This is a genomic window from Rhizobium fabae, from assembly GCF_003985135.1.
In the GTDB taxonomy this organism is placed as follows: Bacteria; Pseudomonadota; Alphaproteobacteria; order Rhizobiales; family Rhizobiaceae; genus Rhizobium; species Rhizobium pisi.
This window is the reverse complement of sequence record NZ_ML133659.1, coordinates 129573-151789: the sequence shown is the minus strand read 5'-3', so window position 1 is coordinate 151789 and position 22217 is coordinate 129573. Positions and strand designations below refer to the sequence as shown.

The window sequence follows — 22217 nt, the reverse complement described above, 5'->3', positions numbered from 1 at the left end:
GAAGTCGCCGCTTTCATACTGATAGCGGATGGAGTTGTGCAGCGTTTCGACCGAACCGATGTCATCGGTTTCACCCGAGAGGCCATCGTCCCACCAGCTGTAGAACAGACCAGCGCGGAAGCCCGCGATGTCGAGATAAGCGGAGTCGAGCTTGGCTTCCTGAGTCGACGCATTGTCAGCATTGAACTGCATGACGATGACGCCGGTCAGCGGACCATACTCGGTGTCGCTCTTGGCCGTGAACTGAACCTGACCGCGGGTCACTGCATCCCAGTCAGAATCGCCGCCGACGTCTTCGCCAACGTTAACCTGGAAACGGATGTAGCCTTCGATCTTGAGGCAGGTTTCGGTGCCCGGGATGTAGAAGTAGCCGGTGCCGTAAGCGTCGCAGACGCGAACATATTCAACCGGTTCCGGCTCAGCAGCAACAATAGCGTCAGCTGCAAGAACCGGCGTCGATGCAGCAAATGCTGCTGCTGATGCTAGCAAAACCATTCTGATGTTCATTTACCAATCCATTCCTTTGTCGATCGGGGCTAGCTTCCAATCGGGTAGTCGATTTGAAGCCGGCCCAGTTTGAACAGCCATCTCGGCGTGCGGATCGATCGAACCGCCAAACCGTCATCACATACAAGGCGCTATCAAGCAATTCTCGATACACGCCAGACGGGCCTCCCTAGGCAACTTTACCCGACGCCGTGATTTTTATACAACAATATCAGAGAATTAGGCAGAAAACACAACAAACGGCTCCGCGACGGAAATCCTCCATCGCAAGCCGCAACCGCTACACCCATCATCGAATTCTTCACCGTTCGAACCCTGTCGAACACATTGGTGAATGTTCATAAGTTCTACCGCCGGCTAATGAACACAAGCAAGGCGGCGGTTTGGAACACGGTGTTCTAATTTCGGTACCAATGAGACAAAATGATGACATAGCGCCCACTGGTTCTACGCAACATACGCCCGCAATTGTTATCAGGCTATATATTTTTCCAGGATTTCGCCGCGATTGGCGCATTTTTTTGCTGTTTTTGGGGCTTTTCTAGACCGAGGCGGCATATTTCACCCCTCAGCGTGGCAACGTCGGGCGGCATTCCCGCTTGTCATGGGAATGCCGCACGCGATGCTACTCTTCGTCCGATCGTGCTCTCACGCGCCTGGGCAAGCAGGCCGCACGTCGAGACTCAGTCTTCGTTGGACTTGGCGTTCTCAAGGATCATGTAGTCGAGCGGCAACTGAGTCGAATACTTGATCTGCTCCATCGCAAAGGCGGAGGAGACGTCGCGAATCTCGATCTTGGCGATCATCCGCTTGTAGAAGGCATCATAGGCGGCGATGTCAGGCACGACGACTCGCAGGAGATAATCGACATCACCGCTCATCCGGTAGAATTCGACCACTTCGGGGAATTCGGCGACCACCTCGGAAAAGCGCCGCAGCCATTCGATCGAATGGGTTGCCGTGCGAATCGACACGAAAACGGTGACCTTGGTATTGACCTTCTCCGGATCGAGGATGGCGACCCGACGCTTGATGACGCCGTCTTCCTCCATCTTCTGGATGCGCCGCCAGCATGGTGTCGTCGAAAGCCCTACTTTCTTGGCGAGATCGGCAACGGCAAGGGTCGAGTCTTCTTGCAGCAGACGTAGTATTTTGCGGTCGAGGCGGTCCATGCGCACAACAGTCCTTTCGAATTATTTTTCTTTGTATAACGCGATTCCGCGCAACGAAAAGAATTTTGTTTCAGAAAAGCAGCATTCTCGTCCGTTCCCGCAAGACCGGGAGCAATTCTTCCTCAAACCAAGGATTGCGCTTCAGCCAGCCGCTGTTGCGCCAGCTCGGATGCGGCAGCGGCAGCACGGCCGGCGATCGGTTGGAAAGAAGGCTGTCGCGCCATGCCCGCACCGTCTCCGTCATGTTGTCCCGCCTGGCGCCAGCCATATGCCAGGCCTGCGCATATTGGCCGATGACCAGCACCAGCTCGATCTGCGGCATGGCCAAAATCACCCTCTGCCGCCAGATCGGCGCGCATTCGCGACGCGGCGGCAGATCCCCGCCCTTGTCGTCGTAGCCAGGAAAGCAGAAGCCCATCGGCACGATGGCGAATCGGTCGCGGTCGTAGAAACTTGCCCTGTCAACGCCGAGCCATGATCGCAACCGGTCGCCAGAAGCGTCGTCGAACGGCAGGCCGCTCTCATGCACTCGAAGTCCCGGCGCCTGGCCGGCGATCAGGATGCGCGCGTTCGACGAGATCACAGCCACCGGCCGCGGCTCATGCGGCAGTCGATCCTCCGGGCCTCTTGCCGGCGCGTCACGACAGATGCGGCAAAGGGCGATCTCCTGCCGCAGCGCCTCTAGCATGGCTTCGTCGATCATGTCTCTACTCCCATCCGGCAATCTTCTCGAGGAAGCGCAGGGTGCGGTCGAAACCGGAAGCCGCGCGCGCATGGTCGCGCACATCGCGCGGCCGCTCGAAAGTCCCGGCCCAAAGCCCTGCCTTCGCAGCTCTCGCCTCGGTCTCTTCCTTGCCATATCCACCATAGGAGATGGCCATACCCCGGCGCACCATGGCGGCATTGATGTCCTCGCCCGTTCCGCTCCGGCAGACGACGAGCAACCTGTCGTAGCGATCGCGACGGCTGCCCTGACATACCGTTCCCGATGCCAGCACCATGTCCTGGAGTGTCTCGCGCGCCACCCGCCCGCAGGTCCAGGCCTTCCCGTCCCGCTCGCAGCTCTGGTTAAGCTCCGGCGCATCGATGCCTTCGAGACGCAAACGATCTGTTCCCAATGTCAGGCTGTCTCCGTCTGCCGCGCGGAAGGCGCCGGTATGCTCGATTTTATCAGCATCGTTGAGCTTGGCGGCGATCAGTGCGACGAGCGCCAGCAAGGCAAAGGCAGTCACGCCGTCGCGAATCAGGCGCAGGCCCCGTGTCACGCTTTTGCCTCCTTAAAAAACAAATCCTTGGCAAAGATGGCAAACATCTTCTTAAGAATTGTCGGTTAAGCTCTTATCCACCCTGGGATGAAGTTTCAACGTGCACATGAGTACCGGCGTAAGCACATCGACCGACAAGATTATCGTCGACAAGTCGCGCAGCCACCGCAACAAGGCCGTCTCCAAGGCTGTGCGGCAGACGCGCGAACGTCTTCAGTCTGGTCATGCGTCCAATTCCTCCTTCGACCGCGATGTACTTAAAATGTACGTGACGTCGGTGCTGCAGGGCGCGACGATCATGCCGCTCTTCGTCGTCATCATCACCGCGCTCGGCGTTTACTTCACCCAGAACACGCAATTGCTTTTCTGGGCGCTGCTGACGCTCACCTGCCACGCCGGCAACATCCTGCTTGCCCGGCGCGCCCGCAGGCAGGAAATCACCGCCGAAAGCGCTCGCAGATGGCGCCGCCTGCTGCTCTTCGGCCAGTTCCTGCTCGGCTGCTGCTGGGCGATCTTTGCGCTGCAGGGCTGCGACACCTGCGAGCCGTCGAGCTTCATTCTTTATAAGGGCGCGACGCTGTTGATCGCGCTCTCCGTCACGGCGATGTCGAACTTCATGCTGACACCGTCCGTGCTCGTCGCCTTCTCTCCGGCGGTTCTGGCGCTCGGCGCCAAGAGCGGCCTGTCGCGCGACCTTCTCGAAATCAGCCTGACGGCGGTCTTCACCACCACAGTCGTCTTCTTCAGCTACATCAGCGACCGGCTCTTCAAATCGAACCTCATGATCCTCTCCTACCAGTCGGAAAAGGATGATCTGATCGCCGAGCTGGAAGTGGCGAAATCCATGTCGGACGAGGCCCGCCGCCGCGCCGAAGAAGCAAACCTCGCCAAATCCCGCTTCCTCGCCTCCATGTCGCACGAGCTCAGAACCCCGCTCAACGCCATCCTCGGTTTCTCCGAGGTAATGTCGGCCGAAGTGTTGGGCCCGCTCGCCAACCCGACCTACAAGGAATATGCCGGCGACATTCATCGCTCCGGCCAGCATCTGCTCGATCTCATCAACGAGATCCTCGACCTCTCGCGCATCGAAGCCGGCAAATACGAGCTGAGCGAGGAAGCGATCTCGCTTCTCGATATCACCGAGGATTGCATCGGCATGGTCCAGCTGCGCGCCCGCGCCAAGAACATTGCCATATCGGATCAGTTCGAGCGGCAATTGCCGGCCATCTGGGCGGACGAGAAGTCCATGCGCCAGGTGGTGCTCAATCTCCTCTCCAATGCCGTCAAGTTCACGCCGCAGGGCGGGGAGATCCATGTCAAGGTCGGCTGGACCGCCGGCGGCGGACAATATATCTCGATCAAGGACAACGGCCCCGGCATTCCGGAAGACGAGATTCCGGTGGTGCTGTCGGCCTTCGGTCAGGGTTCGATCGCCATCAAGAGCGCCGAACAGGGCACGGGCCTCGGCCTGCCGATCGTCCAGGCGATCCTTGCCAAACATGACGGGCAATTTCTGCTGAAATCGAAGCTGCGCGAAGGCACCGAGGTCATTGCCATCCTGCCGGCGAAGCGCGTGCTCCAGAGCCTGCCGGCCGTGGAAGAAGCACATGCGGTCGCCCGCAAGCGCCGGAGCTTTGCCTGATTCAGCTACAGCATGATGCCGAAAAGTGGGAGCGGTTTTCGGACAACATCATGCGGTTCCAAAGAACAGATGCTTGCCGAGAACGAAGCCGAGATAAAGGCAGCAGGCGGCAATCATGCAGGTCACCGCGAAGGAACCGAGATCCTTGGCATGTTTGCCGACGATCGAAATCTCCGGCGAAATCCGGTCGATCACCTCTTCGACGGCGGTATTCATCGCCTCCATCGAAAACAGCCCGAGAAACAAAAGCACCGCGACGACGAGTTCGCCGGCACTCGCGCCCACCATCGCCAGCGCCGCGATCGAAACGACGAAGAAACCAAGCTCCTGGCGGAAGGCCGCCTCTTTCAGCACGCGCAGGAAGCCTGCCCAGGAATAGCTGGCGGCGGCGATGAAATGCCGAAGTCCGGTCTCCTTCGTCACCGCAGGCTTCGTCAAGACGACCTCTCCTCTTTGATGAGCGAATACGCAAATACAAAATCAGGCTGAGCGGCGCAAGCCGATCCGCCCGCGGCCGGCGCAGCACGCCAGCCGCTCTCAATGCTTGTTGGCCACACCCGCCTGGGCAAACGTCGCCATGCCGGAATGACAAGCGGCGGCCGCCTTGACGATGCCGGCGGCCAGCGCCGCGCCGGTGCCTTCGCCGAGCCGCATGCCGAGCGCCAGTAGCGGCGTCTTGCCGAGCATCTCGATCGAGCGCAGATGCGCAGGTTCCGCAGAGACGTGGCCGATCAGGCAATGGTCGAGCGCCGACGGATTGGCGGCTTTCAGGATCGCCGCTGCCGCAGTTGCGACGTAGCCGTCGATCAGCACCGGAATGCGTTCCATGCGCGCGGCGAGGATAGCGCCGGCCATTGCCGCGATCTCGCGGCCGCCGAGCCGGCGCATGATTTCGAGGGGATCGTCGAGATGGTCGCTGTGAAGCTCCACCGCTCTTTCCACCGCCGCGATCTTGCGCTCCAGCATCTCGCCTTCCGAGCCGGTGCCGGGGCCGACCCAGTCACGCGCAGAACCGCCGTAGAGCGCATAGTTGATCGCCGCGGCGATCGTCGTGTTGCCAATGCCCATCTCGCCGATGCAGAGCAGGTCAGTGCCGCCGGCGATCGCCTCCATGCCGAAGGCCATGGTCGCGGCGCAATCGCGCTCGGAAAGCGCTGCCTCTTCGGTGATGTCGCCTGTGGGATAATCGAGCGCCAGATCGAAAACCTTCAGCCCGAGATCGTAGGCGACGCAGATCTGATTGATCGCAGCGCCGCCGGCCGCGAAGTTCTCGACCATCTGCTGCGTGACAGCGGGCGGAAAGGGCGTGATCCCCTGCTTGGTGACGCCATGATTGCCAGCGAAGATCGCCACAAGCGGCCGGTTGACAGCAGGTGTGCGGCCCGTCCAGGCGGCAAGCCAGAAGGCGATTTCCTCAAGTCGTCCGAGCGCGCCCGGCGGCTTGGTCAGTTGCGCGTCACGTTCGCGCGCGGCCACCAGCGCACGGGCATCCGGCCCCGGCAGGTCGCGGAGCAGGGTACGGAAATCGTCGAACGGCAGGCCTGAAACGCTCATCTGTGCGGTTTTCCTATGAATCCAGGTATTCTTGTTTTCACGCAAACCACTTGTTTGCGTCGCGCAAATCAGCTTCTTTGCGGTGGCAACTCTCTTAAAGCCGCCGGACGAGGCGAACAACACCAAAAGCGCCGCCGCGACCATAAGCCGAGGCCTCCGGCAGAACGAAGCAGAATGAAGATCAAGGACTATGCGGTTGATACCGCCCGCGCCGTCGCCTTCTTGAGCCGTATTCCCATGCCGCAATCGATGTTTACGGGCTATGACGGCAGGCTTGGCCGGCTGGTGCGCGCCTTTCCTTTTGCCGGCATCGTTATCGGCTTTGTTCCCGGCCTCGCCCTCCTCCTGCTTTTGGGCCTGCGTGCCGATCCGTTGATGGCGGCGCTGATCGCTCTTTCCATCCAGGCCCTCGTCACCGGCGCGCTGCACGAGGACGGCCTTGCCGACACGGCCGACGGCATCGGCGGCGGCAAGAGCCGCGAGCAGGCCCTCATCATCATGAAGGACAGCCGGATCGGCACCTACGGCGCGATAGCGCTGATCCTCTCGTTTGCGATCCGCGCCGCCGCGCTTTCCGCCCTTGCCCGCCACTCCTCGCCCCTCGCCGCAGCCCTCGCCGTCCCGGCCGTCGCAGCGCTGAGCCGCGGCACCATCGCCTGGCACTGGCAGCGGCTTCCGGCCGCAAAGCTCGATGGCGTGGCCGCCTCCACCGGCCAGCCGGACGAGGCGGCGATGCAGTTTGCGCTCGTTGCAGCCTGCCTGCTCGCAGCGCTCCTGATCGGGCCGGCATTCGGCCTGCGGCCGCTCGTCGCAAGCCTGCTCGCCACCGGCATCGCAGCGGTTGCCTTCACAGCCTTCATCCGCCGCCAGCTTGCCGGTCACACCGGCGACACGCTCGGCGCGACGCAGCAGATTTGCGAGATCGCCGCCGTCTGCGCCCTTGCCACAGCTCTTTGAAATTCCGATATGTCTTTCATGCAAACACCGTGCATTCACGTCTGCTCCATGGATCCCACCTCCGGATTTTGCGCCGGATGCGGACGGACTCTCCAGGAAATCGGCGGCTGGATGAGCTTTTCCGACGCCGAGCGCCAGCGGATCATGACACTGCTGCCGGCAAGGCTGGCAGGCGCGGTCACGGTGTCAAACCACGCAAAGGCGAATTTCGCCGGCGGGCCGGAGAGGCCTTTATGATCCGTCTCATCATCCTTCTCGTCGTGATCGGCATCGGCCTTGCCGCGCTGATCATCAACAATGATAGCGGCCGTATCCTCGGCCTGCAGAGCGACGAGTTCGGCCGCGCCGTCTATCTGCTGCCGATTGCACTGATGCTGTCGGCCGGCATCTGGGGAAGCCGGCGCAACGTCGGTGAGACAATGCGCCAGATGATGATCTGGCTGGTCATCATCCTCGCCCTCGTCACCGTCTACCTCTACCGCCAGGAGGCGCTCGGCGTCGGCAACCGGCTGCTTGCCGGCCTCGTTCCCGGACGGGCCGTCGTCGTCACGACCAGCGGCGGCGGCCAGGAAATCATCCTTCACAAGCTGCTGAACGGCCATTTCGAAGCCGACGTCAGCGTCAATGGCCGGACGATCGAAATGCTCGTCGACACCGGCTCGAGCATGGTGGCACTCTCGCAGGAGGATGCCAGGCGGATCGGCATCGACCTCTCCCGCCTCACCTATTCCATGACCGTGATGACCGCCAATGGTCGCGGCCGCGCAGCTCCCGTCACGCTCGACCAGGTGGCGATCGGCCCGATCGTCCGCAACAATGTCGCAGCCAGCGTTGCCGAGGACGGCAGGCTCGATCAGAGCCTGCTCGGCATGAGCTTCCTGGAAACCCTCGGCTCCCTGCAGATGCAGACTGACGAACTCCGCATTCGCGATTGAGGCCGCGGCCCGCCTCACCGCTTTCGGCGGGTTCTCCATCAGGAAGCCGGCCCGCGAGCCGCCGGTCGACAAGAGCTGTAAGTAACGCTGCCGACAAGGCAAGCGATGCCGATGTCAGCGACATCAGGAAGAGGCTGGGAATTGCGCCCGCCTCCCGCAGAAACAGTCCGGCAATCGAGGCGATCAACGCGCCGCCGGCGATCGACATTGCGGCGGCAAGGCCCGCCGCCGTGCCTGCGAGATTGGCGCGAACGGACATGACACCCAGATTGGCGGCGGGAAAGGTCAGTCCGTTGCCAATGCCGATGAAGATGCACGGTCCGAAAAACGCCAGGACATGCGTGACGCCTGACATCGAGAGCACCAGCCCCAGCAACAGACCCATGCACGTCGATAGGCGCGCAATGACGAGGGTCGTGCCGAGCGATTTGCCGGTGAAACGGGCGGCGAGATAGCTGCCCAGAATGAACCCTGCCGGAACCATTCCCATGAAGAAGCCCAGTTTCGCACTGGATCCGCCGAGCGAACTGCCAACGGCCAGCGATGCGCCGCCAAGGAAGATATAAAGCGTGCCCATGGAGCAGGCCATGCACCGGGCATAACCCCAGAACCGCGTTGAACTGAGCAACTGCCCATAGGAGACGAAGTAGTTACCCCGCGGCTTCGGCATATGCCCGGACGTTTCCTTCTACTCGCGCATGGATAAGGCGAGGATGGCCGCGCCGAGTAATGCAAGGCTAACGAAGATCGCCCGCCACCCGAACATTTCGTCCAGGACGCCGCCGAAGGTGGGACCGAGCATGGGGGCAATCGCCCATCCCATGGCGGCGTAGCCGATCCTGCTGGCAGCCTGGCGTTCGCCCGCCGTCTCCTTGATAACGACGAGAGCAACACAGAAGCAGGCGGCGATAGAGGCTTGCATCACGCGAAACAGAAGGAAAATGCCGATATTGGGCGCAAGGGCGCAACCGATGGACGCAACGATGAAAATCGAAACGGCCGTCAGCGCGACCGGCCTGCGCCCATATCGATCCGACATCGCGCCAGCGATGATTTCCGTCAGGGCACTGACGATCGCATAGCCCGCAATCGAAAGATAGACGAGCGCGAAATCGGCCCGGAATGCGACTGCGATGTTTGGCAACACGGGCAGATATATGGTGACCGGCAGCACGGAGAGTGCGGTCAGCAGAAGGAGAATCGAGCGTCGGGGAGCCGCCGTCGAAGGCGCGGCCGCTTCCCCGGTCATGCGGCCGGCGGAAGTCTGAACGGAATTATCGCGAGTCATGGTCTTGCCCGTCTTGTCAGCGAGATGGTGTGGGAAATCCGACGGGGGCGAAGCGCAAATTCAGGGCACAAAAAAAGCCCCGTCAGGAGCTTGATTGTCCGCGCATGGGGCTGATCGCCGGATGGTTACACCATCCTGCCCATGCGCCCTATCACCACGACAAGAACCATTGCGATCTTCATGACCGCTATAGCTAGACAGATATTTCCATCTCGTCAACGTGGGGTTTCAGCGCTCGTTGCAATACAAGTCCACGAAGTCAGGCCGCGGGAACGTCTGCGCGATACGGCTTTACGGCAGGTCGACATGGTCAAGCTCGCCGCCGGCACCCTCCTCATCCTGTCGGGCGCCCTCCTGGTCAGCAGTTCCTGACGGAATGCGCATGGCTGGCTGAACGTCCGGCTGTCCGCCTGTCGAGCAGGGTGCAAAGTGCACGAGACAGTCCCACGGGAGTTTGTGGCGATGGTTGCACGGCCTTTGAATGGCCCGCGCTTCTGCCCATTTCAACAGCCTTCCTGATCGCGATGCGGTGCGGATCGAGGACAGGAACCTCTGATGTCGCGATCACCTCCGGAAGGATTCCGATCAGCCCTGCCCCGCCAAGTACGATTCGGCTGGCTCCGATCTCCGCAGCCGTGGCGGCAAGAAACTTCGCGATTGAGCGGCCGTCGTCGAGATGCTCGACGGATCGTATGCCTGCGATTTTATCGCTGATCCCAAGCCCCTGAACCAATTCACCCAACATCTCGCACCATAGGCTTCCCTTTGTGGCAACGAGCGTCGTGCCCGGCTCCGCCGCGGCGGCTCGCAGTCCCGCTTCGGCGAAACCGACGACCGGAAGGCCGGTGAGTTCACTAAGCGCTTCCCTTCCGGGGTCACCAAAGCAGGCCAAGAGAATCGCATCGGGTATGAATTGATCGACGATGAATTTGGCGGCCGCGTCGAGAACGGCATGGGCTGCGATCGCAACGCCGCACCGCGTCGAGATATAGTCGAATCCATAGTCTGAAGTAACGACATGGATCTCGGCCGTCGCGCCGATCTCGTCTCGCACGAGGGCGTCGATTTTCTGGCTTACGCGTGTCGACGTGTTTGGATTAATCACAAGCAAACGGGCCATTGAACCCTCCATGTTTATTCCGGGAACGAGCGGTGAGTTATCGCGCTACAGGGATCTGAGCGCGCTTGTCATCCGTTCCAGCGCTTGCGCAAGAACCGTTCGAGGGCAACCGACATTGAGGCGAATGAAGCCCTCTCCACCGGGTCCATAGACGCGTCCATCATAGAGATTGACACCAGCCCGCTCGACGAAGAAGCGGTGCACCCCGTCAACTCTCGCATCCAGTTCCCGCGCGTCCAGCCACACCAGGAAGGAAGCGTCCGGCCGCATCGGAAGGACACCGGGCAGTGCACTTGCCGCAACGTCGCAGACGAGGCGCACGTTCTCGCGCACATAAGAGGTCAGGGCGTCGAGCCACGGGTCGCCCGAGGTATATGCAATCTCTAGGGCCAATCGCCCGAAGTAGTTCGCGTTCAGCATGAACGATGCCTGCATCACCTGAAACAATTCCTCGCGACGTTTCGGATCGGCAACGGAAAGCGTCGCGGCTGGCACGCCAGCCAGATTGAATGTTTTGGTGGGGGCCGTGCAGATGAAGGATCTCGCCGCCGCCCCGTCACTGATCGAGGAGTAGACAATGTGCGGTCGGTCGTTCAGCCGAATATCGCAATGAATGTCGTCGGAGATGACCAGAATGCCGTATCGCTCGCAGAGAGCGTCGAGACACTCAAGTTCCTCTCGCGTCCAGGCCTTCCCTGCCGGATTATGGGGGTTGCACAGCAGGAATGCCCGTGCGCCACTCGCGGCCTGGCGTTCAAAATCGTCCAGGTCCAGTTCATAGGCACCGTTCACAAGCTTGAGGCGGTTGATAAGAAGGTTCCTGCCATTATCCCTAATGACCTGGAAATATGGCGAATAGACCGGAGCCTGCACGATCACGCCGTCGCCAGGTTGGGTAAATGTGCGCAGAATGGCCGCTACCGAAGGCATGATTGCCGGGGCAGGAAGGAGCGTTTCAACACCCACGCTCCAACCATGACGCCGCTCGAACCACGATTTCACGATGTCGTAATGGGCCGGATCACGCTTGGTATAGCCGTAGATCCCATGGTCGACGGCCTCCCGAAGCCGCGCAATCACCGGCTCCGGTGCGCGGAAATCCATATCGGCCGTCCATAAAGACACCAATCCGTCGCCTTGCACGCGGGGAGAAAATTCGTCCCATTGGTTGGCCCATTTCGCAGATCCGAACTGGCTGCGATCATGGATGGTGTCAAAGCTCCGCTCTTCCGCGGCCAGCTTCCCGGCCGCCGGTACACTTGTCTCAGAGTATGTCATTGCTTCAGTTTCCTAGTAGAAATTCACCATGAACCACCGCGAGCAGGCAGCTGCCACCGCAGGATCCGCCGCAAGAATTGCTGCAATCGCTCTCAACGGGGACTGTTCTGACCCCGCCGGCTGGCGTGTGTTTTGGATTGTTCAACATCGACTTTTCCTATGATTTGTGGCCGCGCGCGAGGTGACGTTCCACCGAATGGGAGTACCGGGACATCCCGAAGCAGAAGATCCAGTAGAGGATCGCGGCGAACAGATAACCGGTTGACGAGATGGTCGGACCGGCCCAGTTTGGATCGATACGGGCGGTTTCGACCGCGCGCAGGAAGTCTGCGATGCCGACGATTGCGACGAGTGTCGTATCCTTGAAAAGCCCGATGAACGTCGAAACGATACCGGGAATGACGATCGTGAGCGCCTGGGGCAGGATGATGAGCCTCATCATCGTGAAATATCCGATGCCGAGGGCCTGAGCCCCTTCATATTGCCCTTTAGGCATGGCCTGCAGTCCGGCTCGAACCACTTCCGCCATGTAGGCCGCCGAAAACAGCGCAGTGCCGATCATTGGCCGCAGAAGTCTGTCCGGCGTCAGCGCCTCGGGCACGAACAGCGGCATCATGAAGTTCGCCATGAAGAGTACGGTGATGAACGGTACGCCCCGGACAACCTCGATATAGAAGACACAGACGGCCTTGATGATCGGGAGCTCGGAGCGTCTGCCGAGTGCGAGAACGATGCCGATCGGCAGCGAAAACACGATCCCGACGACCGACATCAGGAGCGTGATCATCATCCCGCCCCAGAGCGTTGTGTCTATGACAGGCAGACCGATCGTTTCGACGCCGCGAAGCAGCACAAACGCCGCAATCGGGTAGATTCCGAAGAACAGCACCGCCGCCATGTTCCGACGCGGGGCATTCCGCCACAGGAGCCAGCCGACCAGGGCAGCGCCCATCACCTGCGTTAAGTCAACGCGCCAGCGCTCGGATGCCGGATAGGCTCCGTACCGGAGATAGTTCAGCTTGGCGCTGATGAAGGACCAGCACGCACCGTCAGGATTGGCGCGGCAAGTCTCGCTGTCGCCGCTCCACACCGCCTTGATCAGCGCAAAGCCGACGAACTGGGAAATGAGCCATATCGCCAGCGCAGTGAAGCACACCGTCAAAAAGCATGAGAACGGACTTGAGAACAGATTCTCTCGCGCCCAGGATATGGGACCAGGCCGGATGCCCGCCGGCGGGGGAACGGCCGGAAGGTATTCGTATCGATATGTAGCCGCAGCAGGAAGAGTGTCGTTCATCTCATCTCTCCACGAGCGCGAAATACTGGTTGAAGGTGTTCATTGCGGCCGATGTGATCAGGGAAATGACCAGGTAGGCCGCAAGCGTTATGGCCATCACCTGGACTGCCGCGCCCGTTTGATTGAGAACCGATCCGGCAAAGACCTGAACCAGGTCCGGGTAGCCAATGAAGACGGCGAGCGATGAGTTCTTGATCAGGTTCAGGTATTGGCTGGTCAAGGGCGGGATGATGATCCGCAAAGCTTGCGGAACGATCACCAGGCGCAGCGTCTTGCCGTGCGAAAGACCGAGTGCGTGGGCCGCCTCTGTTTGCCCTTTGGAGACGGCCTGGATGCCGCCGCGGACGATCTCGGCGATAAATGACGCCGTGTAAACGGAAAGGCCGATCAGCAGCGCTGCGAATTCAGGATAAATCTGCTGGCCGCCGCGGAAATTGAAGCCCTTCAACTCCGGATAGGAGAAGGTCCACGGGCGACCCGCTGCCAGAGAGGCAAGCAGCGGCAACCCGATGAGAACAACGATGGCGACCCGCAGGACCGGAAGTTGGCGGCCGGTTCGCTTCTGGACGGTCCGGGCGTAGGCGCCAAATGCAACGGCGCCAGCGACCGCGGCAAAGATTGCCGCTCCCACCCAGCCGGCCCCCGCCTGAAACTCGACCGCGGGCATGATGATCCCGCGGTTGTTGAGGTAGATTCCTCCCGGGATGGAGATCGATGCCTTCGGAGCCGGCAGCGGCTTGAGGACCGCGTTGTACCAGAACAGGAGTTGAAGCAGCAGCGGGATATTTCTAACGACCTCGACATAGGAGGTCGCGACCTTGGCGGCGATCCAGTTGTTGGAAAGGCGTGAAATGCCAATCAGGAAACCGATGATCGTGGCAAGCACGATGCCAAAAGCGCTGACCAGCAGCGTGTTCGCAACGCCCACCCAAAATGCCTGTCCATAGGTGGAGAGCGTGTCGTAGGGGATGAGCGTCTGACTGATTTGGAAGCCTGCCGTTTGCTTCCAGAAATCAAAAGTAAGGGGAATGCCGCGCTGTTTCATGTTGGAAACAGTCTGGGTTGTAACTCCCGCGACAATCACCATCAAGCTGACAGCCAGTGCGGTCTGGTAGGCGATTCCACGAACTTTTTTGTCGTAGACCGAGAAGGTGCTGCGCACAGGCGCAGGCTGAGAAATGTCAACCATCCGTTCCTCCCAACAGGAAGGAGGCCGCGCTCCTCGCGACGGCCTCCCCGTCTTATCAACGGATGGGCGGCGCGTACTGGAGGCCGCCGGCGTTCCAGAGCGCATTCACCCCACGTTCTATCTTCAAGGGGGAGTCCTTGCCGATCGAACGCTCGAAAATCTCGGAATAATTGCCGACCTGCTTGATGATGTCCTGAGACCAGGTCTCTCCGAGCCCGATGTCCTTGCTGAAGCTTCCTTCAACGCCCAGCAGGCGGCGGATGTTCGGATTGTCGGAATTCTTCATTTCGTCGACATTCTTCGAGCTGACGCCGAACTCTTCCGCGGCGACCATGACATAGAGCGTCCACTTGGCGATGTTCAGCCACTGATCATCGCCTTGCCGGACCGCCGGCCCCAGCGGCTCCTTCGAAATGATCTCGGGAAGCACGACATTCTCGTCAGGCTTCGCCATGCGGATACGCGCAGCGTTCAGGCTCGAAGTGTCGGCGGAGAAAACGTCGCAACGCCCTTCTTCATAGGCCTTGATGACAGCCTCTTCATCCGCGAAACCGACAGCGCTGTAGGTCATGCCGTTGGTGCGGAAGTAGTCGGCGAGGTTCAACTCTGCGGTGGTTCCTTGTGAAACGCAGATCGATGCGCCATCCAGACCCTTGGCAGACTGAATATTTTCCGACTTGCGGACCATAAAACCTTGGCCGTCGTAGAAATAAGTGCCTGCGAAAAGGATGCCGAGCGAGGTGTCGCGCGAGGACGTCCATGTCGCATTGTGCGCCAGGATGTCGATCTCGCCGGACTGGAGCGCGGTGAACCGATCCTTTGCGTTGAGCGGGATAAATTTGACCTTCGTGGCATCTCCGAGGACGCCCGCGGCAACCGCGCGGCAGTAATCGACGACGAAGCCTGTCCATTTCCCGTCATTGTCAGGAATGCTGAAACCGGCCGTTGCCGGATTGGTCCCGCAGGTCAGGACACCTTTTGCCTTGACGTCGTCCAATGTTCCCGCCCAGACGGTGGACGCATAAGCGGCGAGTGCCGCGCCAAGAACGCCGGTCATTAATTTTCGCATGGAAGGATCCCCTTTTTTTGAAATTTGCAAAAGGAGGGTGGTTCGCGACCCATTAATTTGTCAAATTGATTATCATCATTCACTTTATGAACAGAATTCATTACCCGTTTTACAAGCTATAGCTTGAAACAAACGAAGTGCATTCACCGGACGACGATGGTAATTCCATAGAACAAATCAGATAAATTGCCAAAACAACAAATTAGACGATCACGTCTTTTGCCAATATTACTTCATTCTTTCTGATTTGAGCGGCGTGATATAATTCTGTTATTAAGCGACGCAGCCAAAGGACGCCCTGATCGCCAGCCATTTGCCGATGCATCACGAGATTTGCACTGACGGAAGAAATGGGAATGGGAGGCGAGAGAAGCGTCACCTCGCTTGCTTCATCGAGCATTTGAAAAATGCTGTCGCCGCAATGGGTGATAAGGTCGGTCCCTCTGAGCACCCAAGGCATCACGAGATAATTCGAGATGGTGGCTACCACCTTTCGCTTGAGGCCGCGCTCTCTAAGTGCACCATCGGCCAAACCTTCGGACTGACCATCGGCGGAAATCTGAAGGTGAGAAGCCGCAAGATATGTCTCCAGACTTAACGGGCTTCTGGCGATCGGGCTGCCGCTCCAAACGGCACAGAGCATCCTGTCCTGTCCAAGTTCTATTTTAGTCAGATTGGGGTCATCCTTGAGATTTGCGCCCGTTAAAGTGCAATCGACCTGTCGGAAATAATCCGTGCTTTCGGCCTCGACCCGGTTAGCCGGTATGACATTGAGCGTGGCATGCGGCGCCTGCTTTGAGAATTCGCGAATGAGGCCCGGGATGAAAATCATCGCATGATAATCGGTAAGCCCGACGCGAAACTTTCGCTCGGTCGTCGCAGGATCAAAGATCCTGTACCGCCCGATCGACGCGCGAATCTTTCCGAGAGCATCGGATAAATCCCCGACGAGCTCCAGTGCGCGAGGCGTTGGCCTCATCAATCCGCCGTCACGCGTAAAGAGTTCGTCCTTGAAAAGGATGCGCAATTTGGCAAGTGAGTGACTGACTGCCGATTGGGTCCGCCCCAGATGATCCGCAGCGCGCGTCACGCTCCTCTCCTGCATCAGCACATCGAAGACGCGCAGGAGATTGAGGTCAACCTCGTCTGAGGACATCGCGAACTCCATGAAAATGGCTCATGGAATTCATCGAAGCATGCCGTGTGGCGCATGACAAGAAGATACCGCCGTCGATGCTCCCCACGTTGCCGTCCGATCCGCTTTGTTGATAGTCTTCATCAAGGCCGCGTCCCGGCATAGCGGAATCCCGACATGAACCCACGACAATTGAAGACATTCCTCGCGGTCATCAGACACGGAAATCTCACGCGCGCCGCCGCCGAGGTCAATCTCGCCCAGTCGAGCCTCAGCGACCAGATCCAGGTGCTGGAAGAAGAGCTCGGCACCGAACTCTTCCTGCGCTCCCGACAGGGCGTTGCCCTGACACCGGCAGGCGCGACGCTGAAGACCTATGCGGAAGAGATCCTGGCGCTGAACGACGAGGCAAAGGCTGCCGTCCGTGCGGCCGCCGGCAGCATCGGACAATCCATCACCTTGGGCACGCTCGAAACCATCGCTTCCCAAAGGCTCGCCCCTTGGCTGTCGCTCCTTGGCAAGGAGAACCCGGACATCGGACTGAAGCTCAGGATCGGCGGCAGCGGCGAATTGCTCGGGCAACTGCAAGACGGCTCGATCGATGTCGCCTTCACCTTCGATCGCGGCCAGCAGGATGAGCGCTTCGCCATGCGCCGGATCTCCAGCGAGCCGCTGGTGCTGATCGCCGGCCGCGATTCGCAAGCCCGGCCGGTCGAAAGCCTCGCCGCGCTGGCCAGCATCCCCTTCGTCGCGACGGAAACCGGTTGCGTCTATCGCCACCTGTTTAATACAGCCTTTGCCGAAGCGGGCATGGTGGCGCCGCCCGTCGTGACGGAAGCCGACAGCATCGCGACGATCATCAGCCTGGTTGCCTCAGGCGCGGGCTATGGCCTCGTTCCGCGCCTTGCGGTCTCGTCATGTCAGTTGCTGGGGAATGTCGTCGAACTGCCATGGCCGGGCGAACCGCCAGCCGCCTCGCTGGTGATGATGTGGCGGCGCCGGCGCGTGCAGCCGCCGGCACTCGCTCTCGTGCTGCAATCGGCAAGCCAGCACCTTTCGCCGATCAGATCAGCCGATGCCCGCCTTCAACGTGCAGGATAGTGCCCGTGGTGAAGCCGTTGCCGATCAGGAAGCGGATCGCATCGGCAATATCCTCCGGCTTGCCGACGCGGCCGGCAGGCAGGCGCTCGGCCATCGCATCCATCGTCGCCTGTTTGGCGTCGCCGGCAACGAGGCTCCAGATCGGCGTATCCACCCATCCCGGCGATACGGCATTGATACGGATCGGCGCGAGTTCGACCGCAAGCGCCCTGACGAGGCCCTCGAGCGCGGCATTGACGGCTGCGACCACCGATCCGCGCGCTGCCGGCCGATAGGCCGCAATCCCTGAGGTAAAGGTGATCGATCCCGACAGCGGCAGATGGGCGGCGCCATGCTTCGCTAGGAGCAGCGGCCCGTAGATCTTGCTCTCGACCACCCGTTGCGCCGCCGCAAGTTCGAGCGAGGGCAGCAGCTGATAGGCCCCTTCGATATCGGCCGCAGTGCTGACGATATGGTCCATCGGACCGCTGGTTCGAAACAGTGCGACGACTTCCTCCTCCCGCGATATATCGACGGCGCGCGTTTCAAGTTTCGGATGGTCGGCGAGGTGGTGGCGGGCCGCGGCGAGCCTGTCTTTGCTGCGTCCCGCAATCGTCACCGATGCCCCCTCCTCCAGCAGGCGCATGGCAAGCGCCAGCCCCATGCCGGAACTGCCGCCGACGATCAACACATTCGCATCTTCGATCCTGATAGCTGTCATCTTGCATCTCCATTTGGAATGAGAGAGCAGATGCCGCAGGCCGAAGCGGAAAAAAATCGGAAGAAATCGATGGCATCATCGGATTTTCCGATGATGGCGCTGAAGCGGTCAGTTTCGCAGACGGAAGCCGGTCTTGAAGATCCAGCCGAGCGTTCCAAGGCAGATCGCCAGGAACCCCGTAATCATCGCCAGGCTGATCGCCGGATTGACGTCGGCGATCCCGTAGAAACTCCATCGGAAGCCGCTGACGAGATAGAGCACCGGGTTAAGGTGGCTGACCGCCTGCCAGAAGGGCGGCAGCATGCTGACGGAATAGAAGCTGCCGCCGAGGAAGGTCAGCGGCGGCACGACCAGCATGGGAATGAGGTTCAGCTGCTCGAAATTGCCGGCCCAGATGCCGATCATGAAGCCGAACAGGCTGAAGGTGATCGCCGTCAACAGGAAGAACAGGATCATCATGAAGGGATGCTCGATCCGGACTTCGACGAAGAGATTGGCCGTCAGCAGAATGATGAAGCCGATGATGACGCCCTTGGTCGCGGCCGCCCCGACATAACCGAGCAGGATCTCCGTCATCGCCACCGGCGCGGAAAGCACCTCATAGATCGTGCCGGTGAATTTCGGGAAATAGATGCCGAAGGAGCCGTTGCTGATGCACTGGCCGAGCAGCGTCAGCATGATGAGGCCGGGCGTGATGAAGGCGCCGTAAGACACGCCATCGACTTCCTGGATGCGCGAGCCGACGGCCGCGCCGAAGACGATGAAATAGAGCGAAGTCGAGATGACGGGCGAGATGACGCTCTGCAGTAGCGTGCGGCGCGTGCGCGCCATCTCGAAGAAATAGATCGATTTGACCGCCTCGAAGTTCATTTGTCCGCTCCCACCAGCGCCACGAAGATATCTTCGAGCGAGCTCTGCCGCGTCGAAAGATCCTTGAAATGAATATTGTTCTCGCCGAGCCGGGTCAGCAGCGCCGCGATGCTTTCCTGCTCGTTGTCGGCGTCGAAATCGTAAGTCAGCCGGTTGCCGCCAGCTTCCAGCGTCAGCCCGTTGCCGGCAAAACAGTCCGGCAGGCGGCCGAGCGGTTCGTTGAGATCGAGAATGAGCTGCTTGCGGCCGAGCTTGGCCATCAGCGCCTTCTTGTCCTCGACGAGCAGCAGTTCGCCGCCGTTGATGACGCCGACGCGATCGGCGATTTCCTCGGCCTCTTCGATATAATGGGTGGTCAGGATGATGGTGACGCCGGAGGCCCGAAGCTCTTCGACCACATGCCACATGTCCTTGCGCAGCGTCACATCGACGCCGGCTGTGGGTTCGTCGAGGAAAAGAATATCCGGCTCATGCGAGAGAGCCTTGGCGATCAGCACGCGCCGCTTCATGCCGCCGGAGAGCTGACGCAGCATATTGTCCTTCTTGTCCCACAGCGAGAGCGCCCGCAGCACCTTCTCGATATGAGCGGGATTGGCCTTCTTGCCATGCAGCCCGCGGGAAAAACTCACCGTGTTGAAAACCGTCTCGAACTGGTCCGTCGTCAGCTCCTGCGGCACCAGCCCGATCATCCCGCGGGTCGCGCGAAACTCCTTCACGACGTCGTGGCCGGCGACCAGCACCTTCCCGCCGCTCGGATTGGCGATGCCGCAGATGATCGAGATTAGCGTCGTCTTACCGGCGCCGTTCGGCCCGAGCAGTGCCAGGATCTCGCCCTTTTCGACGTCGAGGTTGATGCCTTTCAGGGCCACGAACCCGTTGGCATAGGTCTTGGTGAGGTTCTGGACGGAAATAATGGGGGCCATGTGGGCTCTTGCGGATTCCAAAGGTGATTTCGTCCCGGTATATAAGCCCTTTGCGACGCTTTGACATCCTGTGGGGCGTGAACACAGCATTCACGCCCAGCTAACACAGTTGTCAGAGGCGCCGCCGCTGCTGCCGGCGACACTCATTTTTCAACGAGATTGGAGGAGCAAGCGCGCCTCCCGGCGCGGTCGAAATAGCTGGCATCCCACGTCTTTGCGGAGGGCCTTCCCTTGGCGAAAAGAAAGGCAGCGGCCGATTTCGGATGTCATCATCCGGTGATATTCATGCCCGATAAGGGAGCCGAGGCAAGCACCGGCATCCGCCCCGCCGCCCATCCCTTTGCGGAGCCGTCTTCGGGTGTTCTCGTTGCGCCCCCATTTTCGCTGCCTCGGCATGTAGTGAAAGTTATTGTCAGTCACCAAGTGCTTGGAACCGGCCAGTATCCCCTGTCCAGCCGCGTTCGTCTTAGCCGGCCTCCGCGCCGGCTTTCTTTTTGTGTCATCGTGAGCATGGGGCATCCGTAGCAAATGGCCGCCCACCCTCACAACTCGTCATAAGCAAACCAGTCGAAATCCGCCGTCTTCCCGCGCCCCGACGTATCGAAGGCAAACATGCCCGCAAAAGCGCCGGTGAAGGAGCCATGTTCGCCGCGCCCGCCCTCGTCGGAAATCACCCCGGCGTCGAGGACCGGGCCGATTGGTTGCCAGGCGCCCTTGCCTTCCGTCTGCCAGAAGAATTGCAGGTCGTTCTCGCGGATTTCCATGGCGAGCTGGACGCGGCCCTCGGCGGCAATCGCCACTCCGCCTTCGGCAGGGAAGCTCAGGCGTCCGTTTGGATAGTCGCCGTTGCAGGAGAGGATGGTGACGCAACGGCCAAGCGTTTCGTGCAGCGTCACTGCAACCGCATGGAACTTATGGCGGTTGTAGTAATGCGTCAGCCCCGCGACCTGCTGATAGGTGTCGGGCGAGAATTCGACCACCGTCTCGGCGCGGAAGCTGTGATGTTCCTGCCGGCGGGCGACCAGCGCCTGTTCGAACCAGGAGCCGATGCTTTCGCGCCCGATCAGGCGCAGATGGCCGGAACGGTCCGTCAGGTTGAAAATGCGCGCGGGCTCGGGCGTGCGCAGCCACTGGAAGTCGGCGGGCAACCTGGCTCCATCGAAGCTGTATTCGCTGCGCATCGGCTTTTCCACCGGCGCCGCGCCGAAGAGACCGGGCACCTCGACATCGGGCACCGAGGTGCCGTTTTCCAGATAGAGCCAATCGTCGTCGCGCCAGACGCATTTCTGCAAGGAGGTCTCGCGCCCCAGCGTGCAGCGCCGCTTCGGCGGCAGCGGTCGGCCGCAGAGATGGGTGTGGTAGGCCTGACCGTCCGGCGTCTCGACGTACTGGCCGTGCCCTGCCCGCTGCAGAATTGCGCCCGGATGATCCTTGGAGGTGATGAGGTGCATGTTCGGATGCATCTCATAGGGGCCTTCGATGCTGCGCGAGCGCGCCATGGTGACGGCGTGGTCGTAGCCAGTGCCGCCCTCGGCAGTCGTCAGATAATACCAGCCGTTGCGCTTGAAGAGATGCGGTCCCTCGACGAGGCCGAGCGGGCTGCCGGCGAAAATGTTGCGGATCGAACCTATCAACGCCTGCGTCGCCGGATCCCATTCCTGCAGGAGGATGCCGTCGAAGGCGGGCGATTTTGGCGAGCCGCCGAAGCTCTCGGTGCGGTGGTTCCACTGCATGTTGACGAACCACTTGCGGCCGTCGTCGTCGTGGAACAGCGAGGGATCGAAGCCCGAGGAATTGACATAGACGGGCTCGGACCATTCGCCCTCGATCGAGGGTGACGTCACGATGTAATTATGCGCATCCTTGAAATTGCCGTCGAAGCGTTTGACGTCGGTATAAACAAGCCAGAACTGCCCGTCGGCATGGGAAAGACACGGCGCCCAGATGCCGCAGCTATCGGGATTGCCGCGCATGTCGAGCTGTGATCTCCGCTCCAGCGGCCGGCGCACCAGCGTCCAGTTCACCAGGTCGCGCGAATGGTGGATCTGGACGCCGGGATACCATTCGAAAGTCGAGGTGGCGATGTAATAATCGTCGCCGACGCGGCAGATAGACGGATCGGGATTGAACCCCGGCAGGATGGGATTGCGGATCATGAGAGCGGCCTCCTCCGAGTGGCGGGTATTTGCTGCACGTACATCAATTTATAGCAGAA

At 60.4% G+C, this 22217-nt stretch carries 21 protein-coding genes and 1 pseudogene; 5 read left to right on the top strand and 17 right to left on the bottom strand.

The genetic code is table 11. The features are described 5' to 3' along the window. The 4 genes from EFB14_RS27305 to EFB14_RS27285 all read right to left on the bottom strand — a co-directional run. Nucleotides 1-507: porin (locus tag EFB14_RS27305; RefSeq protein ID WP_164737593.1), on the bottom strand; the 507-nt coding region annotated here is incomplete at its 3' end. A gap of 683 nt (nucleotides 508-1190) precedes the next feature. Continuing rightward, nucleotides 1191-1679: an Lrp/AsnC family transcriptional regulator gene (locus EFB14_RS27295; protein WP_004678404.1), complete on the bottom strand. Its 489-nt coding sequence runs from the start codon at nucleotides 1677-1679 to the stop codon at nucleotides 1191-1193. A gap of 70 nt (nucleotides 1680-1749) precedes the next feature. Then, nucleotides 1750-2382 (bottom strand): uracil-DNA glycosylase family protein, encoded by a 633-nt coding sequence (locus EFB14_RS27290; protein WP_126829609.1) that lies wholly within the window; start codon nucleotides 2380-2382, stop codon nucleotides 1750-1752. Nucleotides 2383-2386: 4 nt separating this feature from the next. After that, nucleotides 2387-2944 carry a thermonuclease family protein gene (locus tag EFB14_RS27285; RefSeq protein ID WP_126829608.1) on the bottom strand — a complete coding sequence of 186 codons (558 nt, stop codon included), beginning with the start codon at nucleotides 2942-2944 and terminating at the stop codon, nucleotides 2387-2389. A 106-nt stretch (nucleotides 2945-3050) separates the two neighbouring features. Here EFB14_RS27285 and EFB14_RS27280 point away from each other — a divergent pair, with 106 nt between their 5' ends. After that, nucleotides 3051-4586, top strand: a complete 1536-nt coding sequence (locus tag EFB14_RS27280) for a sensor histidine kinase (protein ID WP_125848033.1) — start codon at nucleotides 3051-3053, stop codon at nucleotides 4584-4586. Between the two features lie 48 nt (nucleotides 4587-4634). Here the strand turns inward: EFB14_RS27280 and EFB14_RS27275 are convergent, their stop codons facing one another. Further along, nucleotides 4635-5024 (bottom strand): diacylglycerol kinase, encoded by a 390-nt coding sequence (locus EFB14_RS27275; protein WP_126829607.1) that lies wholly within the window; start codon nucleotides 5022-5024, stop codon nucleotides 4635-4637. A 99-nt stretch (nucleotides 5025-5123) separates the two neighbouring features. Beyond that, nucleotides 5124-6140 (bottom strand): nicotinate-nucleotide--dimethylbenzimidazole phosphoribosyltransferase, encoded by a 1017-nt coding sequence (cobT, locus tag EFB14_RS27270; RefSeq protein WP_125848037.1) that lies wholly within the window; start codon nucleotides 6138-6140, stop codon nucleotides 5124-5126. A 174-nt stretch (nucleotides 6141-6314) separates the two neighbouring features. Between cobT and EFB14_RS27265 the strand changes: the two genes are divergently transcribed. From EFB14_RS27265 to EFB14_RS27255, 3 genes are read left to right on the top strand one after another with little or no spacing between them, the layout of a single operon-like run. Next, on the top strand, nucleotides 6315-7097 hold the full coding sequence (locus EFB14_RS27265) for an adenosylcobinamide-GDP ribazoletransferase (protein ID WP_126829606.1): 783 nt from the start codon (nucleotides 6315-6317) through the stop codon (nucleotides 7095-7097). An 18-nt stretch (nucleotides 7098-7115) separates the two neighbouring features. Further along, nucleotides 7116-7334 (top strand): DUF1289 domain-containing protein, encoded by a 219-nt coding sequence (locus EFB14_RS27260; RefSeq protein ID WP_126829621.1) that lies wholly within the window; start codon nucleotides 7116-7118, stop codon nucleotides 7332-7334. Then, nucleotides 7331-8032 carry a TIGR02281 family clan AA aspartic protease gene (locus tag EFB14_RS27255; protein WP_126829605.1) on the top strand — a complete coding sequence of 234 codons (702 nt, stop codon included), beginning with the start codon at nucleotides 7331-7333 and terminating at the stop codon, nucleotides 8030-8032. The genes EFB14_RS27260 and EFB14_RS27255 overlap by 4 nt, the downstream gene beginning before the upstream one ends. Nucleotides 8033-8039: 7 nt before the next feature. Here the strand turns inward: EFB14_RS27255 and EFB14_RS27250 are convergent. The 7 genes and pseudogenes from EFB14_RS27250 to EFB14_RS27220 all read right to left on the bottom strand — a co-directional run. Beyond that, a pseudogene (locus EFB14_RS27250) lies at nucleotides 8040-9320 on the bottom strand (MFS transporter); the annotation flags it as partial. 358 nt (nucleotides 9321-9678) lie between these two features. Further along, nucleotides 9679-10440 carry an aspartate/glutamate racemase family protein gene (locus tag EFB14_RS27245; protein ID WP_164737592.1) on the bottom strand — a complete coding sequence of 254 codons (762 nt, stop codon included), beginning with the start codon at nucleotides 10438-10440 and terminating at the stop codon, nucleotides 9679-9681. Between the two features lie 45 nt (nucleotides 10441-10485). Continuing rightward, a complete protein-coding gene (locus EFB14_RS27240) occupies nucleotides 10486-11718 on the bottom strand; it encodes a MalY/PatB family protein (RefSeq protein ID WP_126829603.1) in 1233 nt (410 codons plus the stop codon). Between the two features lie 157 nt (nucleotides 11719-11875). Then, nucleotides 11876-13015: an amino acid ABC transporter permease gene (locus EFB14_RS27235; protein ID WP_126829602.1), complete on the bottom strand. Its 1140-nt coding sequence runs from the start codon at nucleotides 13013-13015 to the stop codon at nucleotides 11876-11878. A 1-nt stretch (nucleotide 13016) separates the two neighbouring features. Next, nucleotides 13017-14204 (bottom strand): amino acid ABC transporter permease, encoded by a 1188-nt coding sequence (locus EFB14_RS27230; protein WP_126829620.1) that lies wholly within the window; start codon nucleotides 14202-14204, stop codon nucleotides 13017-13019. Between the two features lie 55 nt (nucleotides 14205-14259). After that, nucleotides 14260-15273 carry an amino acid ABC transporter substrate-binding protein gene (locus EFB14_RS27225; RefSeq protein ID WP_126829601.1) on the bottom strand — a complete coding sequence of 338 codons (1014 nt, stop codon included), beginning with the start codon at nucleotides 15271-15273 and terminating at the stop codon, nucleotides 14260-14262. A gap of 202 nt (nucleotides 15274-15475) precedes the next feature. Beyond that, complete coding sequence (locus EFB14_RS27220; RefSeq protein WP_125848055.1) at nucleotides 15476-16441, bottom strand: LysR family transcriptional regulator; 966 nt, start codon at nucleotides 16439-16441, stop codon at nucleotides 15476-15478. A 144-nt stretch (nucleotides 16442-16585) separates the two neighbouring features. Between EFB14_RS27220 and EFB14_RS27215 the strand changes: the two genes are divergently transcribed. After that, the gene (locus tag EFB14_RS27215) at nucleotides 16586-17509 is read left to right on the top strand and encodes a LysR family transcriptional regulator (protein ID WP_125848057.1); all 924 of its coding nucleotides are present in this window, start codon (nucleotides 16586-16588) and stop codon (nucleotides 17507-17509) included. Here EFB14_RS27215 and EFB14_RS27210 read toward each other — a convergent pair. From EFB14_RS27210 to EFB14_RS27195, 4 genes are all read right to left on the bottom strand, one after another. Next, nucleotides 17472-18209 (bottom strand): SDR family oxidoreductase, encoded by a 738-nt coding sequence (locus tag EFB14_RS27210; protein WP_125848059.1) that lies wholly within the window; start codon nucleotides 18207-18209, stop codon nucleotides 17472-17474. The genes EFB14_RS27215 and EFB14_RS27210 overlap by 38 nt on opposite strands. A gap of 108 nt (nucleotides 18210-18317) precedes the next feature. Next, nucleotides 18318-19079, bottom strand: coding sequence for an ABC transporter permease (locus EFB14_RS27205; protein WP_126829600.1), 762 nt, complete (start codon nucleotides 19077-19079; stop codon nucleotides 18318-18320). Continuing rightward, entirely contained in the window at nucleotides 19076-20002 is a 927-nt protein-coding gene (locus tag EFB14_RS27200; protein ID WP_126829599.1) for an ABC transporter ATP-binding protein, read from the bottom strand. Before EFB14_RS27200 ends, EFB14_RS27205 begins: the two co-directional genes overlap by 4 nt. A 542-nt stretch (nucleotides 20003-20544) precedes the next feature. Further along, nucleotides 20545-22158 (bottom strand): glycoside hydrolase family 43 protein, encoded by a 1614-nt coding sequence (locus EFB14_RS27195; protein WP_126829598.1) that lies wholly within the window; start codon nucleotides 22156-22158, stop codon nucleotides 20545-20547. Nucleotides 22159-22217: the final 59 nt, after the last annotated feature.